An 18,283-nucleotide genomic window follows, 5' to 3' on the forward strand; every position below is an offset into this window, starting at 1 on the left:
TCATATTATTCACCGGCGCTATCTAATTTACTCTGATGCAGTTGCTTTAACTGCTCATCGACTGGGTGCTTGTCGTCACTAAAATAGCGGCTCACCTTTTTCTGCCTCATATAACCCGTAACGTCAACCTCAACGGTACCTTCATAACCCTTTCTCACCAACTGTTGTTGAGGCAAGCGCGGTTCAATTCTCTTCAGTACATGCGGATCTTTTTTGTCCAGCACATACACGACACGACCATTACCAGTATTGAGTGACAGTTGACGGCCATTAAAATCGAAGTGAGTCGTAATTAGATGTGAGTTTTTATATACCCCAACTTTGTTGATTTTAATTACGTCGGTGTTGTAAGCCGGAGTACCGACTTCAACCCAAGAGCCATACACTCTCTCATGTTTTACGTTATTGCGATGCATGACTTTTTTTGCAAGCACAGCACCCACAGCAACCAATATGACTAGTAGCATAGCCAAAATGATCTTTAGGGTTGTGATAGTGGTTATTCCAGCAACTTTTCTATTTCTAGCCTTACGTTGCACACTGCTTTGTGTCATTAAGTTATTATTTTTTAGTATTCGCTTAAGCCGTAATATTATCAGCATTAATCTGAGCTGTTAACTGCATAGCGAGCAAAGTTGAAGCTCATCGATGTTTTAAAGCTATGCTTTCAGAGCAATAACCCGCCATAAATAACCGTACTGAGCCATTCCGCTTTATATTTAATTGAAATATTGGGTGTTGTTGACTTTCTTATCCAAACCTGAGGTTAAATAAGTTTCTTTTTTTACTTTTTCTCATTTGCTTCTAGAGTTTAAAGCATGAGGTGGATTATTAATTTGCTCTACTCAAAACAACTTAGACAAGGAGTCTATTTTGAAAAGCAGAATCTTTGCTTTGCTATTAATAGCTGTTGCTTATCTGCCAACTGCCAACGCTTCTCTAGATGGTATCTATAAGGGGTGTGGTTTAGGGCACTGGATTGCCAACGGCTATGCGAATGGCTGGCTTGCCGTCACCACCAATGTCACGTTCGACTTAGGTACTACCGCATCTATCTCTTATTATTCCACACCTGGTTCTTGCAAGGGCCCATTTTATGCGGCGGCACAGTTTATCGACAGAACCTACCCAGAGTTGGAACAAGAGACAGTACAAGGTCAAGGCGAACATATGCTTGCGATGCTGAATATCCTTGAATGCAGACAAAAAGATCAACAGGCAGTACGTCAAAGCATCCGAAGTGATTTTGCAAAAGTACTGGCAAATGATAATTATGCTGACATGCCTCATCATGAGAAGGCTGACAGTTATTACCGTATTGTGGCAAAACATGCTTCACAGCAGTGCTTGGCGTCTTAGCTCTCATCAACAAACTCATGATACGCTGTGGCGTGTCACCTTGTTTGGGAATATTTTTCTCTGTCGCGCTAATGTATTCTTGGCCAGCGTCAGGTTCAGCTTCACTTAGTGAAAAACAAATAGATCAGTGGTCCAAACTGCTGCATTTTAAACATGGCAGCAGTACTATCTCCAGCCCTGACTTTTTCCTTTCCGAAAATGGCAGCGTTAATGCAGCAGCAGAATTAACTGCGACTCTCAACGCTTTTTCTACACCATCGTCAATGGCACATTGTCGCTACCCTGCCCGTTACATATGGGTTAAAGACAACGTCCACTCAAATTTAGCGCTGTCTTTACAAGACTGCGAAGACTATCAACAATGGATTCAGCACAGCAAGACTGAGTCGGTCAGCCTTGTTTATGTAACCGGGTATCTTGGAAACCCTGCCTCTTTTTTTGGTCACCTGATGATGAAATTTAACCGTCAGGGCGACCACAGCACGGATATCGAACTGCTCGATACGGGTATTAACTTTGGGGCAGATGCGCATCCTGACGACAACCCCGTTAAGTATGTTTTGTACGGAATATTTGGTGGCTACAGTGCCACTTACACCACTGCCACTTACTATCTTCATACTGGCAATTATGCTGAGAACGAGCAGAGGGAGCTATGGGAATACGAACTTAACCTGACAAAACAAGAAGTGGCGCTGATACAGGCGCATCTGTTTGAGCTAGAGGACATTGAATTCAATTATTACTTCCTAAGCGATAACTGCTCTACAGCGTTTAAAGACATTTTAAATATTGTTCTGGAGCAGCCGCTCGATACCGGACTTCAGCCTTGGGACATGCCCATTGATATATTCCATGCTATCCCTGACGTTCAACATCATGGACAACCTTTGGTTAAAAGGGTCAATCAACGTCAATCGAAGTATAGCCGCATTCAAAATAAGTACCTTGCCCTCAGTGATGCAGAAAAACAGCAGGCACTCTCCATTGCCAAAGATGTTTCAAAACTGGAGACATTCATGCAGTCCGGTGATTTTTCTGACTACGAAAAAGCAAAGGTTCTAGATGTGTTAACCGAGTACACAGAATTATTATTGGTCACAAGAAAAGAGCCTAATAACAGCTACAAGGAACAAAAGCACAAGTTGTTGCTGGCAAGACTACAGTTGGACAGCTTTAGCGTGGACTGGCCGAAGAGTAAAGCCTCCCCCCCTCATATGTCTCAGCTACCCATTAATCTTGGTATAGGTGGAGGTTATAGCGACGATTATGGTGAGTATGTCAGCCTAAGGGGTTATAGTGCGTATTACGATTTTTTGTCCATCGACGCGGCACGGCTAAAAGATTCTGTTCTTACGGTTATGGATACTGAGTTACACATCACTGAAGAGAAGCTACGCCTTAAAAAGCTAGATTTCCTAAATGTTGCATCACTCAACACTAATGATGTGGACCTGTTTGAGAACGATCGCTTAGCATGGCAATTAACTCTCTCACTTGAACATAGCGAATGCGCTAGCGATGAGTGTTACCGCACATATTTCAAAGGCTATTTAGGTTTGGCTGAACGCCGATCTAATCGCCTTTCAGCCTACACTATGATCGGCGGACAGGTCGATCTCGCCTACCCTGATGATTCCGCTTTTCAGCTTCCGCTCGGAGTGCTTTATAGCGGGTCTGATCGTTGGAAAACGCACCTAAAAATCGTTCCTTCACTAAGTTTGAACGGTAGTGGCTGGAACTACAACCTATATGGGGACTCGCTCTTTCACATCAGTAATAAAGCAGACATCCGCATAAGTATCCAGAAAAGCTATGACAAGTTAGTGGGGATTTATTACAACCGATACTTTTAAGTGACACTACCAGTCACTAAGCATACACATTATCGTAATACCCGCCAATACCTCCACCAACGATGCCGTTAGAAGCTCTGCCTATTTCGACTTAATACGAACAAAAACGATTTAATTGTATAGTTCTAAACCGTTCCATCCAGATTAGAACTATACTTATCGCCCAAATGGGTGCTCTCTTCCACGCGCACTACATTTAGGCTTTCATTAACGGTAGGTTCCTCAAAATACTGAGTTACATGGTGGAAAACTGCTTCCGTATCAAACTGAGCCCTTTCTGGACACTCAACCCTGCGTCTCGCGATGTGAGACAAACATTTCTCATTGGTTAAATCTAAATACCAAAGCTCATGCTCACTATTTACCTCAAGACATAGTGATGTAAACCAAGCTCTTTGCTTTATGGTGTTCGCAGGAAAGTCCATAACAACATTAACTCCCGTGTTTAGCAGTTTTTGAACGTGATTTTTAACAAAAGGTTTAATGAGGTTTGAGTACTTAATATAGTCATCAAACGTTTGAATTTGTGTTGGATAGTGTGCTGATAGCCAATCGTCTTCTGAGATTAGGACGGCATTATTTTCCGTTGCTAAGGTCCTAGATTTTGTGGACTTTCCAGCTCCCATCTTCCCGCAGAAAAAGAACAACTTCCCCAGACGCATCATTTTCCTCCGAGCATATAACGCTTCTTATACAGCTTTGAACCGTATTTCATCACTCCAGATTGCCACCGTGTATTAATTTCTTCAACTGACAATAAACAATCAATAACTTAGCCTTATATTTCTGCATTTATGGAAATAAAGCTTGATCATTCACCTTAATTTCTATATTTTTCGAAATACAGAAATTAAGGCAGCTTTTGGTTGCTGTTTAACTATTGGGAACAACATTATGAGTAGTGAAATTATCGCTATGAGCAAAGAAGCTTTAAACATGTTCGCGTTTTTAGCAACAGAGCTTATCATCCTCTTTATTGGTATCAGTTACCTTGTTGGTATTTTGCAAGAATTCCTTACGCCTGAAAAAATCCAATCCATTCTGAGTTCGCGTAATGGCAAAGGCTACTTAGTCGCAGCTCTACTTGGAGCCATCACCCCGTTTTGTTCTTGCTCTACAATACCGTTCTTAAAGGGGTTGCTACGCGCTAGAGCTGGGTTTGGCCCGATGATGGTTTTTCTATTTAGTAGTCCTCTACTCAACCCAGTTATCATTGGTTTGTTTGTGGTCACATTTAGTTGGAAAGTCGCGTTATTTTACTTCTCGGTCGCCATGCTCGTATCAGTCACCGCTGGATATATTTTAGAGAGGCTGGGCTTCGAGCGTTATGTCAAGCCGGAAGCTTACCAAACAACAGAAGCATCAACTTGTGGGACTAAAAATACAAGCAAGTGTGCTACTAACGCAGACCTTAATGTCGCGCTAAATACTAGTGCTGCTCAAGATACATCCGCTGAAATATCTTGCTGTGACCAAGGTGTAGGAGCGGCAGTGATGGTCGACAATAAACAGCCAAATCGCTGGGTACGTATTTGGTTTTCAACATGGAAGGATTTCAAACAAGTTTTTCCTTACCTTATGGTCGGAATTCTGATTGGCTCATTCATTTATGGTTTTATCCCTGCCGATCTCATAGCCGAATTTACCGGAAATGGGAAATGGTATGCGATACCTGTTGCTGCAATTATCGGCATTCCTCTTTATATTCGTGCTGAAGCGGTCATTCCACTCAGTGCCGCTTTAGTAAAAAAAGGCATGGCGCTGGGCTCTGTGATGGCGTTAATTATTGGCAGTGCTGGAGCAAGTTTAACTGAAGTTATTCTGTTGAAATCCATCTTTAAAAATCAGATGATTGCAGCATTTTTAACGGTTATCTTAGGCATGGCTATTGGAGCTGGCCTACTTTACAACTATATTTTTGCTTAATTCCTTTCTGCTGCTTAAGAGCCTACTTAAGCAGCAACTAATTTAACCTCAGGTTTGGATAAGAAAGTTACTCTGTCACTTGTCTTTGCTTTATCTTGCGAGTTCTATACAAATGCGTGCCAGCCAAAAAAATCATTGCTCCGATAATGAAAAATACGCTTTGCTCCGACGGCCGGCTGTAAAAAACGCCTAAAGCTGCAATAATAGCACCCATAACTTGCGCGATACGCCCGAGGTACTTACCTTGTCGCTCGTCTACCTTGGCTTGTTCTTGCAAGGAAATGGGTGTTTTGAGGTGGTGTTTCATCTTGTCTAACTCTTGCTTTCGTTGGCCAACGGGATCTCTATAGAAAAACTTAGTTGATAGGAAGAAACCTCCCGTAACGACAATTTGAGCAAGCAGAGTCGCTGCCACATCTAAATCAACAGATTCACGATGGGTAAACTGAGCCGTATCAAATAATGGCAGTAACCAATTCACATCAAATATAAATACCATAAACAACGAGACAGCGAGTCCAACAACAACTGTAGCCCAACCAGACCAATCTGGCGTTTTATGAATATAAATTGCTAATAGAGAAGGGATAGCTAGTGGCATTTGCAGTAAAGCGCCAAATAACATCATCAGATCAAAAAAACTGAAAGAATTGATGGAAGCAAACGCAAGCGCTGCAAGGATAGAAAGCAGCCCTGAGGCCAATGTCACCCACTTGCCTACCAAAAGCTGCTGCCGATCAGTTGCTGCGGGTTTAAGTATCGATTGATAGACATTGCGAACAAAAAAGCCTGCATTTCGATTAAGTGCTGTTGTCATAGGAGCAATAGTCGCAGCGATCATTGCTGCCAACACCAAGCCCAGCACTCCTTTTGGCATAAAGTATTCGATGTAATACAAATAGGCTGCGTTGTCGGCACTTTGCCCCAAATTAGGATAGAAACTAGATAAGTCTATATTTTGTGTAGCTGCAACCCATGGCGGAATAAACCACATAACAGGCCCAACAATAAACAAGAAGCCTGCGACGAGTGCCGCTTTTCTTGCTTCTTTATCGTTAACCGTCACTAAAAATCGATAGCAAGTAAGCGCATTATTCGTTGTTACGGTTTGCTTACTCATTATCATAAACACCCAAAATGCAAAGATTTGCCGATATTGCATTTCTCCCCCCATCACAGGGTTACGAGGAAATTGCTGATAGAGCTCAACTGGGCCACCTATGTGAACCAAGGCAAAAGCCCCAACTGTCACAGTGATCGCCACCAACAGAATTAACTGAATAACATTGGTCGCCGATACTGTCCAAGATCCACCGCTCATGGCAACCATTATGACAATTGCACCTATTGCCAAAATGCTTACGTAGAGCTCGATATCAAATACCGCTGCAATAAAAATAGCTAGGCCATTTAACCAAATCGCTGCTGAAATAATCCCCAAAGGAAAACTGAGCCACGTGTAAACTTGCTCAGATAATTTACCAAATCGAACGCGAATGACTTCCATCGCAGTATCGACTCTAAGCTGTCGATATTTTCTTGCAAAAAACGCTGCTGCCACAAAGAAGCCCAACGCATTTCCCCAAAAAAGGAAAAGCACTGTTAAGCCATCTTGATAGGCTTTGGCAGCCGCTCCTGTAAATGTCCACGCTGAAAACTGAGTCATGAATGCAGTAGCACCTGCCATCCACCACATCATCGCACCGCCACCTCGAATATATCCAGAAGACGTTGTCGCAAAACGTTTAAACACAAACGCTGCGACAACAACAAATAAAAAGTAGATTATGATGATTGCGCCATCGATAGCACTCATAGTTGGCCTATTCTTACAATGTTATTGGGAGGTCTTGACTTCAGTATCCAATTCGCCAAACGACAGAATATGGGCGATGTGGACGTAGGAAACACAAAACCAGATCTTCTAACAAAAGAAGATCCGGCATTCATTGACTAGGATAGGTTTACCCTAGAAAGTGGCACTAACTTCAACCTTGGGAAATGGCGTCCTCCACGGTGTTCTTCTCTCTTGCCGCGTTGATAAGTAATGCGCCAACCACCAGAACAATCGAGCCACAAAGTAAGAACAGAAGCCTTCCCGTAGGTTCATTTGGAATCAATGCTAGAGCCAAAATTCCAAACCCAGCTACAGCGATTAACTTACCAAGCATAAGGCGCTGTTTAATATCAAGTTGGTTCTGCTCTTCAGATTCAGCGACCACAGGCGTATTCCAGTTTGTAAACAATGTCTCTACTTCTTTCTCACGCTCTGGAGACAAGCCCTTGTAGAAGAACATTGAGACTAGGAAGAACCCACCAGTAAACACAACATGTGCCGCCAAGCTTAGACCCACTTTAAGATCGGCCCACTCACGTGCGCTTAGTGGTTGCTGAAGGTTAAAGAAATGCTCAATATTGTGTGGCCCAAGTGCAATACCAAAGATATAAGAGACGATTCCGCCCACAATCAATGTACCCCAACCTGCCCAATCTGGAGTTTTACGAATCCACATACCTAATAAAACAGGAATAAGCATTGGGAAGCCAATCAGTGCACCAACGTTGAGTACAATATCAAACAAACTTAGGTGACGTAGAGAGTTAATAAACAGACCAATGCCAATGATAAGGAAGCCCATCACTATCGTGGTACATTTACTCACAACAACTAGCTCTTTTTGAGTGGCTTCTTTTCGTAAAATCGGGTTGTAGAAGTTACAAACAAAGATACCAGCGTTGCGGTTTAAGCCAGAGTCCATAGAAGACATTGTCGCCGCGAACATAGCAGACATTAATAAGCCTACCATCCCCGCTGGCATTACATTTTCTACAAATGCTAGGTATGCTGCATCTCCCGCTTTAGAGCCCATTGAGGCATATTGATGAGCGAAGTCTGGCATAAATGCACTCACGTACCATGGTGGTAAGAACCAAATCAATGGACCAATAATCATTAGTGCGCAAGCAAGACCGGCCGCTTTTTTTGCGTTGACACTGTCTTTCGCACATAGGTAACGATACGCATTGATGCTGTTATTCATCACCCCAAACTGCTTCACAAAAATAAAGACGACCCAAAGAATAAAGATGCTGACGTAGTTAAGATTATTACCCAGCATAAAATCGCCGTGGAAGTTTTCCACAATATTGGTGACACCGCCACCCTTGAAATACGCAGCTACGGCGCAAGTGATGGTCACGGCCATAATCACCAACATCTGCATGAAGTCTGATGCTACAACGGCCCAAGAACCACCGGAAACCGCCATCACCATTAGTACAAGACCAGTTACTATAATGGTTGCTTGCATTGGTATATCAAAGACTGCAGCAACGAAAATAGCTAAACCATTGAGCCAAATACCTGCAGATATCAAACTGTCTGGCATACCAGCCCAGGTAAAATACTGTTCCGTTGTTTTGCCAAAACGTTGGCGAACGGCCTCTATTGCCGTGACAACGCGTAACTGTCGAAACTTTGGAGCAAAATAAACGTAGTTTAAGAAATAACCAAATGCATTCGCCAAAAATAGAATTACTACGACGAACCCGTCGCTAAATGCGCGCCCAGCCGCTCCAGTAAACGTCCACGCAGAAAATTGAGTCATGAAAGCAGTTGCGCCAACCATCCACCAAAGCATCTTACCACCCCCGCGAAAGTAGTCGCTGGTATTAGTGGTAAACTTTCTGAACATCCAACCTATCGCAATCAAAAATAAAAAATAGGCAAAGACGACGAGAGTATTTATAGTCATTTATTGTCCCTTTATGTACATCCTGAACTGCCACCAAGGTTACCCTCACCCAAGGCTCATTTGTACTACAATATACTTTTAATGTGATCGGTGAATAAATTTATTTTATAGCGAAAGCCCAGTTTATCTATAACCAAGCAACTAAAAGCTTCAGATATAGAAAATTCAGACTACTAACATATAGTTAATAAATAATACAAATAAAATTAGATGTTGCAAATTCAATGCATACGTCACGTTTATCACTTGCCAAACGACTTTGTTAATCTATTGCTGATAAGAATGGTTAGATATAGAAGACTATAATGAAAAGCTAAAAAGGACTTTAAGAAGTCAATCAGTTTAAAATTTGACGTCCCTCCTTAAATAGGCAGCTATTTAAGGAGGGATAAAAGAAAGGGCTTCTGATACAGCCTACTGGTTTAAAGCAAGTTTATAGAAAGAAACTTTCACATAATCACCTGAATCTACACCTCGATTTGTACAGCCACTCGTCTTAAGGTTACATTGGTTGTATGCTCCAGCTTTAAAGAACATCCAGTCTTGCGCATAGCTTGTATCTAGTTTTTCTTCTCCTGGATACGGCTTGCTCAGATCAACTTGATATTGTTTGACTAGCTCGTTCTTCTCACCAATGTTTTTCTTAAATGTTAAATACATAACATTATCGACAACATTGACATCGTACTCGATCAGCTCGCCTAGCTTAACACCATCTTTAGGATCCGCGCTTGATGCTTTTAAATCATGTTTTCCAAACACATCATGAGAGATATCGAATCGATCATTCTTGTTTGTAGGATTGATCTCGTAATTCCAGAATACGCTACCATGGGAATGGTTTGGAAGCTTACGGTAGAAAATTTTAAGTGGTTCGTTATTCGAGCCATGAATTTGACCAATAACGACTGAATACGCCCCTTGTTTATCTTCGTTACCACTTGTACTCACAGCATCGACAGTTAAAGCAGCCTTCATTTCGCCACCGATTGCGCCGTATTGGTTGGCATTTTTGTGCGCTTTCACAACAAAGTTTGTGGCAGGTGCGTTGTACGCATTCGGGTGCTTAGGATCGAGCATCGCCCTTAGTTCACTGCGAGTATTTTTGCTGTTGATTGTTGTCTGCCCAGCGTTTGGAGCGGAGAATACCATTGCTCCAGTTTCTGGATCAGTGTAGAACCAATGCGGATTGACATAAGGGTTGTTCGGATAATTAAGAAACACAGAAGACACTTCCATGGTCTTGCCTTTTCTGTCTGGCTGTTTATCTTGGTCAGGTAAATTAATCTTCCACATCGTCAAGTTAAAGTTTTCCGCTGGAGCCTTATGAGGGTCCAAATGACTAGAAAGTTGTTTTTGATAGTCTGTCATCTGAGCATGGGCAATACCCATAGATAAAAGTGGTAAAGTTATTAGTAAATTACGTAGTTTCATGGAAACCTCTAACCCTTGATTTCAACGTATTGTTTTTGGAATATTGTGACTAATGATCAATTCATATACTTCACAACTATGAATTTAGTTTTGAAAGGCTGACTTTATGTAAATTGCAAAAGCAGAGCTTACCTTTGCTTATTTCGAATGTAGTGTTAGCGGCTTAACTTCTCGCTAAGCCGCCTTATATTTTTATAACTTAGTAGCTGTATCCGGTGTGCGTGTTGTTCAGGTAGTAGAACGTCGCTTGTGCGTAGTCGTCTGCATCACCAGAGTTATTTTGGTTGTAGACACCCGCTTTAAAGTACATATATTGCCCACCGACATCGTAACCACTGGTTGTCATATCAATCGTTTTAGAGACGTCTTGCTTCCCATCTCTTTTAATCGTTACAGTTAAAGAGTTTCCTGTTACGTTAATCTCATAGAAAAATAACTCATTTAGTGCGATACCATCGGAAGGCTCGCTAGCGTTGTCGGCCTGACTACCAATAATATCGACAAAGACTTCACTATCACTCGATGCATCTCCATTTGGCTCATGAGCTACGTAAATTGAGCCTTTGGTATGTCCTGGTAACAATCTGTAGTACAAGCGTGCTGGTTCATCATTATTCGCATGAATTTGACCAATGATAACTCGGCCGACTTGATTTGAATTCCCTGTAGATGTCACAGCATTCACGGCAAGAGTGGCTTGCAACTTACCATTCACACCTCCAGCGGCAGTTTGGTCAGAGGATGGCGCGGTAGAAAATACCCAGTTATTTTTACCGACACCTGTAGTCGAATAGCTAGTATCGCCTCTGCGAAGCATTTCTCTAAGCTCTGAACGGGTGTATTTGGTGCTGGATGATGTAGTTGCACCCACCACTGGCGAACGGAAAACCATACCACCATCGGCTGCAGTGTAAAAGAATTGGCTATCAACATATCCGTTAGACAAGCTATCTTCTTTCACTTCTGCAGACTTGCCTGATAGGTTGCCATCACTATCAACTGGTAGGTTTAGTTTCCAATCTAGAAGATCAAAGTTTTCCGACGGAGCAACGCCAGATTTCAAGTCAGCGATGGGTAAAGTAGTCGTGGGTGGTTCTACAGACCCAGAAGAGTCAGACGTTAGGCTAAACAGATCAAGGCGCCCTTCTTCATCTGTGTATTTTGTATAAATGGTTACTTGGCTAGAAGTATCTGCGTTAAAGTCAACTTCTACTGGCGTCCATTCATTGTAAGAGACTGCTTTGGAATAGGTTTGATTGCCAACAATCACGCCCACTGAAGCACCACCTTTAACATACGCTTTTAGTTTGTAGTCCTGACCCGCTTCTACCGCAACAGTTTGGCTTAGCTCGGCCCCTGAGCCTTGGAGCTTGGCCGATTTGCTACCACTATAAGCCACTGATGACACAGCAGCAGGATCCACTTCCGTCCAGCCAAAGAAATCTGTTTCGAAACTAGGGTTAATCACTTCTACTGTCGCAGCTACGCTCATTGAGCAATTCAAAGCAAGCGCGATTCCCACTGCTGCTAACTTTCCGTGTCCCATCGTACACCTCTATATGTCGTTATTGGTTAATAGGGAATACTGCATGGCATTCTTATCACTACCTTTCCCTGCTCGTAGTTCCTATATCACAAAACTAATATGGTAGTTTTATAATACAAGTAGACTATCAACGAATATAAACAATGGAAATAGTTGAAAGTAGGAAAAGATAAATTCCGTTGAGTGAATCACATTTAGCAATTGAGCTGAAAATTCAGATCAATTGCAATTGCGATTTAGAAAAAAATGAAAGGAAATTAGGAATGAAGTTTAAGATGCAAGCTTATGTTTCGATTCGATAAGATGATTTCGAGATGCTTCGCGGGCTTTTTCTGCATTTCCCGCCATAATGGCTTCATATATCTGTCTATGTTCTTCAATACAAGTGCTTCCACCCTGCGAAGAATGTGCAATAAAGTTAACAAACATCGTATTTAGAATATTGCCAAACGGTAGATAAAAATCGTTCCCAGTAGAGTTGAAAATTAAGCAATGGAATTGGATATCCACTTCCATCCATTTATCCTGATCAAACACATCAGCGGAAGAAATATCACACATTTCTTGAAAAGCGGCAGAAATAGCGATTCTTTGATCAACCGTAGCATTCTTTGCTGCGAGCGCACAAGCTTCAGGCTCAATGGCACGGCGCAAGCCAAGAAACTGAGAGTAGAATGCATCTTTATCTGCTAGGCCATCCATCCACTCAATTAATTGAGAATCAAGAAAGTTCCAATATTCTCTTCTAACAACACGCGTCCCAACTTTTGGTTTTGATTCTAGCAAGCCTTTTGAAGTCAGAAGCTTTACCGCTTCTCTTAATGCAGTACGGCTAATACCAAATTGTTCACATAAAACCATTTCACCAGGCAAAATAGAATCTTCTGCAAGCTCACCGGATAAAATCCCACGCGCAATTTCTCGGGCAACTTGAACATGTAAACTACGCTTAGATCCAGAGATTGAACTAAAAGAATTTGTCATATCAACGTTATATCTAGATTAAATAATATTTAAGCCTCAATATATCACCGCTCTGAAGTAACACCAATAAAGTAATTCGAAAAATTGGTCACTTACAGTGTATTTTTGTAAAAGATGATTTAAACACAGTTTATTTGTACTACAAGAATTAATAAAAAATGTGCACCACCTAGCGTGATGCACACCTATTAAAAATTAAAGATTAAAGACGACGAATCAGCCTTTAGATTTTGCTTTGTATACTGTTCCTGCGGGTACTTGAGTATCTTTCATTGTCAGCACACCCCCTGCAGTATTTGCTATTGATGAGCCGAACTGGCCTGTATTGCCATCAAAGAATGACTCTTTGATGGTTAAAGTACTTTTATTGAAATTATGAATAGCGCCGCCGTAATAATCTGCATGATTTTTGACAAAAGCCGTCCCCGTAATCACTGGGAAAGTTCCGCCATATTGGGAAGCCTGATCGTCAACCCATACCGCTCCACCATTTCCTTTCGTGTAGTTTCCTGTGAAAAGGGAGTTTTTCACTTTTACGTCAGAGCCATAGTTTATAAGAAGTGCACCTGCTCTATCTGAACTGTAGTTATCTTTGAAGGTTGAGTTGTCGATTTCAATATTTGACCCAAAGCGTGCAGCAACGGCTCCGCCAAAGTCAGCTTTATTATTTTCAAATATCACGTTGGTTAAATCGCTGCGACTATTTTCAAAGAAAAATGCAGCACCACCCTCGCGTGCATAGTTGTCTTTGAAGGTTGAGTTCTTCACTAATACTGAATGGTCATAGCCCCAAGCTAGCAAGCCACCACCATAACCTTGGCGAGCAGGCCCGTTAGCGTAACCATCTTGGATGGTCACGCCATCGATTAGAGCACCTTTGCTACCAATCACAACATGATAACTATTGTCAGTATCCGTATTCTTGTCTCCAATATTACCACTTAAGATTGAGTGGTAATCTCGCCAGTTACGTTGGTTCCATTGCGTTTCATTACCTTTGAAGCCACCGTAAATTGCTACCCCAGAAGGAACAACAAAAGACTTAGTTCTATCTGTTTTTGCTGGATAATACGTCCCCTGAGCTAACCAAATCTGTCCACCATCCTTGCTGGCACTATCAATACCAGCTTGCAGTGTGTGAAATGCCGTTTTCCAAGATTTACCATCTTGGAGCGTATTGGTTGCATTCGCATTGACATAAATAATGTTGGAAGAAATATTCACCTGAGTAATCACGGGTGAATCGATACCAAAGGTATGCTTTTCATCGGCTTTATGGGGCCCTTTAGGGATAGGCATATGCTGGAAATACTTCTTGATCTGCGCAATCTGACCCTGCGCAATAGCGTCTGCCGGAAGTTTTTCCAGTGTGTCACTCAACTGAACGAGTGGTGCAAACTCTTTCTGTTTTTGCACACTCATAGTGTTGCCATAATTCCAGTTTCCGATATCTGAGCCCCAAGTTTTGATATCATCATCACCCCAATTCATCCAGTTACCCGCACCATTGGTTGATGAATGATTGTTGATGACTTTAGATTTGATAACGTAGGTAATGTTCTGCGTGTTGGTATCTGCCGCATTGTAAGAACCTTGGTAAATTCCCGCTCCAATATCGGAAACCTGATTGTTCTCAATGGTCACGTTTACCAATACTGGTCTAGAAGAACCGTCTACACCAAAGGCCCCAGCGCGCATGGCTTTGTTCTGAGTAAACTTACCGTTTAAAATAATAGGTGAGCTGCCGAAATCGTTGTACATCGCCCCACCTTTATCTGGTGTAGAGTTTGATACAAATTGGCAGTTAATGAAAATTGGATCGGTTGATAAGTCGTTCGATACTGCCCCACCACGAAGTTGAGCATAGTTGTTGCTAAACGTCGCGTTAATAAATACTGGGCTAGGATTATTTATTCTCGGTCTTTGTCCAACGTTAGTCATATTGTAAACAGCACCACCTTTCATCGCGTAGTTGTTTTCAAATATGGTGTTTCTAACTATGGGTGAAGCCTGATAATTCAATAATCCCGCACCGACACCATTGGATGGACCAGAAGTAATCGCGGCAGGTGAAGTATGATTAGCTGGACCTTTACCGGGAATGGGTTGTTGACCCCCTGTTGGTGGTGGCATTTTGGGTAAGCCACCTAATGCGTAACCATCTTCAACCACAAAACCATCTAGCACAGCATTGTTTGCACCAATGACGACATGATAACTATTATCTTTCTGATCGTTTTTATCGCCAATATTACCGCTTAGTATGGTTTTATTTTTCTGCCAATTACGCTGCGTCACTAGGGTTTCAGTACCAGAGAAACCACCTATTAGCTCAACACCATCGACCATTTTAAAACTGTCAGAACGGTCTGTACCACTCGTTGGATAATAAGTCCCTTCTGCTACCCAGATTTGATCGCCAGATTTGGCTGCTGCCAACGCATTTTGTATATTTACATACGCGTTATTCCAGCTTGTTCCGTCATGATTGCCAGAGGTTGCATGCTGATCAACATAAATGATTTTATTGCTCGACGATTCACCGTGGCTAAGTAAATCAGTTTGGCAACCTGAAAGCGCGAGCGCAACAAAAGCAGCTCCTAAACCTAGCTTAAAACTCTTCATACCAACTCCTAGTTTAGCTCCAACCATGACCTTTCTATGTTGAAGCAGATGTGAGACGCTTGAATTCTAGGCTAGAGCTTACAATTAATTCGTTGAGGCAAAAAACGTTTTTACAGTGATTTACGGAACAATGACATCCGTAACCATAATTAACAAAACGCATACTTTTAACTAGGGGACGTTGGCCTTTTTCGGTGACTTTTACAGCAATATTGCTGATTGATTTTTTAGCGGTAACGCAATGCATCAGAGGATCATGATAAAGGAGCAAAGTAATACTTATACTTTAAGAGATACTATATAGGTATTACCTTACCGAAGACTCAACTGCGCTTTTAGTAAAAGCTCTGTTTATTGCACAGGGGGCTTAACATTATATTTCATATAGATTTCTTTCACACGCCCCGAAGAAACCATCTCCTTAATTGCGCTGTTTAGTGCGTCGTATTGCGAAGCATTGGGAGATTTTTTTGACATTCCATAGTAGTTTGGCAAACGTCTAACAAATTCATAAGGGGCATAAGCCCAATTATCGAATCCTTGTTTTTTAGCTGAGTGCTCGAATGCTCCTTCATCAATAATAATGGCGACTTCAAACCTTTTCCCTCTCAGCATTTTTACAATTTGCTCATCATCAGAGGTTTCTGCGAGACGTATTTATCTTGATACTATTTTTTGAAAGACACGACAAATGTATTTCTGTCATTGTTTCTAGGCAAGAGCACAACCCTAGCATTGTGTAGCCCTGCGATATCTTGAGTAATCGACATTCCAAGCCCTGCTCCATCTCCTTTTTCAGAGTTTGCCCGGTAGAAGTTATCAAATATTTTTTCTCGTGCTTCGGCACTTATGTCCTGACCATTGTCGGAAACACGAACTTCTATCTCCATATCTCCATCTACAACTTCCACATTAATCTGACTATCTCTACCAGAATAACGAATTGCATTGTCGATCAAATTGCTGAATAAGATACTAAGCAAGGTCTCATCACCTTCGATAAAAGCATCACTGCCTTCAAAACCGATATCTTGTTGATTTCGCAACGCAAGAGGGGCTAAGTCAGCAACAATATTCCGTATTAATGACGAAATCTCAACATGTTGCCTGTTTACTTCGGTAAGGCTTTCTACTTTGGCTAACGTTAGTAGCTGATGTAGCAGACGATCGGTTCTATCAATTCCTTTTAGTATATTGTTCAAGTCTTGGGCTAATTCATCTTGGCTTTGGCTATGAATGGCATTTTCAGCGTTGAGTCGCAAAATCGTAAGCGGAGTCTTCAATTCATGAGCTGCCATTCGCGTAAACCGTTTTTCTCTCTGCCATGCTTGTTCTAACTGACTAAGTAACTCATTCAGTGCGTCGACCAAAGGAGATAATTCAACGGTTTGGTTCGATACATATATGTGATCAAGCTTATTCGCACTTCTCTGAGCAATGGCCAATTTTAGCTCTTTAACAGGTTTAAAGTTTTTGTTGATTAACCAAATAATCAAAATAACCAAGCAAGGAATAATAAGTAGCTGAGGAATAGCGTTAGAAAATGCCATTTCTTCCACCATCTCGGTACGAATACTGTGTTTTTCTGCCACTATGACATATTCAGAGCGCTTAAACTGATTCGGCATATGTAGCTGGAAATAGCGCCAATCTGTACCATTTTTATTTACATCACCGTAGCCAGAATATTCTTTGTCATGATCAAAAGCCCCAATTGACGGGTTTGAGCTCCATAGTAACTGTCCATCTTGATAGATTTGGAACAGCATTTTTTCCTCGTACGGATGGCCATAGGCGGTAGGAGCATCGTCATCACCCGGGGCACTTTTTCTTAGTTCGGACATCCAAGACTGGAAAATTTTTTGATGCTTAGAAAATGTTTTATCATTCGGCTCGAAAGCAATTGTAATCAGAAGTAGTTTTGCCGACTGCCCTAGCCGTGCATCGTACACCTCTTCCACTTCATGCTTTGCGGAAAATACATTTAATAGAAGGGACACCACGATCAATACGAACGAAAAAGCGATAACAGAAACAGTTAATCGGCGTTTTATTGAAAATGGTTTACTGCTTTTCAATGATATACCCCACACCACGAATATTCTTGACTACTTTACCCGGCAACTTTTTGCGAAGGTTGTGAATATGCACTTCAATAGCATTGTCGCTACTGCCTATATCCCACCCGTGCAACGACTGTTGCAATTGATCTTTACTGATTACCCGGCCAGCATTGGTTATCAAATGAGACAAGATTTTGAACTCATTACGAGTCAGCTTTAGAGGTTGATTGTTATACATTGCGCTCTGCTCTGACAAACACAACGAGACATCACCCACTTGGATAATTTCATTTGCACTACCTGATTGACGCCTGATTAAGACCCGTAATCGAGCTAAAAGCTCCTCCAACGCAAAGGGCTTTCCAATATATTCATCTGCGCCCAAGTCGAGGCCCTTAACCCGGTCGGTGATATCGTCTCGTGCAGTTAAGATCATTATTGGTAAATCATAGCCCGCCTGACGAACTTTTTTTAAAACATCGAGCCCATCGATATCTGGCAATGTTAAATCTAGAATCACAGCGGTAAATTGCTCAACGTTCATGGCAGCGACAACGCCCCCGCCTTTTTCCAGCCAGTCCACTGTGTATCCATGACGAGTCAAGGACTCCATCATGGACTGCCCGAGTAAAACATCATCTTCGACAAGCAGTAACCGCATTTATTCGCCTCATTTCCTTATAAAGTCAGTACCCTATGACCACTTTTTAGCGTTTAACAATATCTAATTTAATA

General features: G+C 41.8%; 14 protein-coding genes. 3 read left to right on the plus strand and 11 right to left on the minus strand.

The features are described from left to right. Positions 1-5: 5 nt before the first annotated feature. The gene (locus tag ACM2FC_RS13870) at positions 6-554 is read right to left on the minus strand and encodes a DUF2850 domain-containing protein (RefSeq protein ID WP_498481539.1); all 549 of its coding nucleotides are present in this window, start codon (positions 552-554) and stop codon (positions 6-8) included. Between the two features lie 319 nt (positions 555-873). Here ACM2FC_RS13870 and ACM2FC_RS13875 point away from each other — a divergent pair, with 319 nt between their 5' ends. Both ACM2FC_RS13875 and ACM2FC_RS13880 read left to right on the plus strand, forming a co-directional pair. Next, positions 874-1,359 carry a DUF3015 family protein gene (locus ACM2FC_RS13875; RefSeq protein ID WP_498481540.1) on the plus strand — a complete coding sequence of 162 codons (486 nt, stop codon included), beginning with the start codon at positions 874-876 and terminating at the stop codon, positions 1,357-1,359. A gap of 71 nt (positions 1,360-1,430) precedes the next feature. Continuing rightward, entirely contained in the window at positions 1,431-3,215 is a 1,785-nt protein-coding gene (locus ACM2FC_RS13880; protein WP_498481541.1) for an Lnb N-terminal periplasmic domain-containing protein, read from the plus strand. Between the two features lie 125 nt (positions 3,216-3,340). On the opposite strand, the gene ACM2FC_RS13885 is transcribed toward ACM2FC_RS13880, so the two are convergent. Then, complete coding sequence (locus ACM2FC_RS13885; protein WP_498481542.1) at positions 3,341-3,877, minus strand: P-loop nucleotide/nucleoside kinase family protein; 537 nt, start codon at positions 3,875-3,877, stop codon at positions 3,341-3,343. A gap of 232 nt (positions 3,878-4,109) precedes the next feature. Here ACM2FC_RS13885 and ACM2FC_RS13890 point away from each other — a divergent pair, with 232 nt between their 5' ends. Continuing rightward, positions 4,110-5,141, plus strand: coding sequence for a permease (locus ACM2FC_RS13890; RefSeq protein ID WP_498481543.1), 1,032 nt, complete (start codon positions 4,110-4,112; stop codon positions 5,139-5,141). Between the two features lie 67 nt (positions 5,142-5,208). Here ACM2FC_RS13890 and ACM2FC_RS13895 read toward each other — a convergent pair whose 3' ends face one another. The 9 genes from ACM2FC_RS13895 to ACM2FC_RS13935 form a co-directional block, all read right to left on the minus strand. After that, complete coding sequence (locus tag ACM2FC_RS13895; RefSeq protein ID WP_498481544.1) at positions 5,209-6,957, minus strand: sodium:solute symporter family transporter; 1,749 nt, start codon at positions 6,955-6,957, stop codon at positions 5,209-5,211. 172 nt (positions 6,958-7,129) lie between these two features. Next, positions 7,130-8,896, minus strand: a complete 1,767-nt coding sequence (locus tag ACM2FC_RS13900) for a sodium:solute symporter family transporter (RefSeq protein WP_498481545.1) — start codon at positions 8,894-8,896, stop codon at positions 7,130-7,132. Positions 8,897-9,310: 414 nt separating this feature from the next. Beyond that, complete coding sequence (locus tag ACM2FC_RS13905) at positions 9,311-10,330, minus strand: polysaccharide lyase family 7 protein (RefSeq protein WP_498481546.1); 1,020 nt, start codon at positions 10,328-10,330, stop codon at positions 9,311-9,313. 199 nt (positions 10,331-10,529) lie between these two features. Then, positions 10,530-11,876, minus strand: coding sequence for a polysaccharide lyase family 7 protein (locus ACM2FC_RS13910; protein WP_498481547.1), 1,347 nt, complete (start codon positions 11,874-11,876; stop codon positions 10,530-10,532). Between the two features lie 270 nt (positions 11,877-12,146). Continuing rightward, entirely contained in the window at positions 12,147-12,860 is a 714-nt protein-coding gene (locus tag ACM2FC_RS13915; protein WP_498481548.1) for a FadR/GntR family transcriptional regulator, read from the minus strand. A gap of 216 nt (positions 12,861-13,076) precedes the next feature. Next, a complete protein-coding gene (locus tag ACM2FC_RS13920) occupies positions 13,077-15,485 on the minus strand; it encodes a hypothetical protein (protein WP_498481549.1) in 2,409 nt (802 codons plus the stop codon). A gap of 351 nt (positions 15,486-15,836) precedes the next feature. Then, positions 15,837-16,100 carry a hypothetical protein gene (locus ACM2FC_RS13925; RefSeq protein ID WP_498481550.1) on the minus strand — a complete coding sequence of 88 codons (264 nt, stop codon included), beginning with the start codon at positions 16,098-16,100 and terminating at the stop codon, positions 15,837-15,839. Positions 16,101-16,153: 53 nt separating this feature from the next. Further along, positions 16,154-17,563: an ATP-binding protein gene (locus tag ACM2FC_RS13930; protein ID WP_498481551.1), complete on the minus strand. Its 1,410-nt coding sequence runs from the start codon at positions 17,561-17,563 to the stop codon at positions 16,154-16,156. Further along, positions 17,550-18,209, minus strand: coding sequence for a response regulator (locus ACM2FC_RS13935; RefSeq protein ID WP_498481552.1), 660 nt, complete (start codon positions 18,207-18,209; stop codon positions 17,550-17,552). Before ACM2FC_RS13935 ends, ACM2FC_RS13930 begins: the two co-directional genes overlap by 14 nt. Between the last annotated feature and the right edge of the window lie 74 nt (positions 18,210-18,283).

It is taken from the genome of Vibrio sp. A37 (genome assembly GCF_059777565.1).

Coding starts and splice junctions, on each gene's coding strand:
- ACM2FC_RS13910 (WP_498481547.1), bottom strand. CDS start 11,876: ATGGGACACGGAAAGTTAGCAGCAGTGGGAATCGCGCTTGCTTTGAAT.
- ACM2FC_RS13900 (WP_498481545.1), bottom strand. CDS start 8,896: ATGACTATAAATACTCTCGTCGTCTTTGCCTATTTTTTATTTTTGATT.
- ACM2FC_RS13920 (WP_498481549.1), bottom strand. CDS start 15,485: ATGAAGAGTTTTAAGCTAGGTTTAGGAGCTGCTTTTGTTGCGCTCGCG.
- ACM2FC_RS13895 (WP_498481544.1), bottom strand. CDS start 6,957: ATGAGTGCTATCGATGGCGCAATCATCATAATCTACTTTTTATTTGTT.
- ACM2FC_RS13890 (WP_498481543.1), top strand. CDS start 4,110: ATGAGTAGTGAAATTATCGCTATGAGCAAAGAAGCTTTAAACATGTTC.
- ACM2FC_RS13880 (WP_498481541.1), top strand. CDS start 1,431: ATGTATTCTTGGCCAGCGTCAGGTTCAGCTTCACTTAGTGAAAAACAA.
- ACM2FC_RS13925 (WP_498481550.1), bottom strand. CDS start 16,100: ATGCTGAGAGGGAAAAGGTTTGAAGTCGCCATTATTATTGATGAAGGA.
- ACM2FC_RS13870 (WP_498481539.1), bottom strand. CDS start 554: ATGACACAAAGCAGTGTGCAACGTAAGGCTAGAAATAGAAAAGTTGCT.
- ACM2FC_RS13905 (WP_498481546.1), bottom strand. CDS start 10,330: ATGAAACTACGTAATTTACTAATAACTTTACCACTTTTATCTATGGGT.
- ACM2FC_RS13885 (WP_498481542.1), bottom strand. CDS start 3,877: ATGCGTCTGGGGAAGTTGTTCTTTTTCTGCGGGAAGATGGGAGCTGGA.
- ACM2FC_RS13935 (WP_498481552.1), bottom strand. CDS start 18,209: ATGCGGTTACTGCTTGTCGAAGATGATGTTTTACTCGGGCAGTCCATG.
- ACM2FC_RS13915 (WP_498481548.1), bottom strand. CDS start 12,860: ATGACAAATTCTTTTAGTTCAATCTCTGGATCTAAGCGTAGTTTACAT.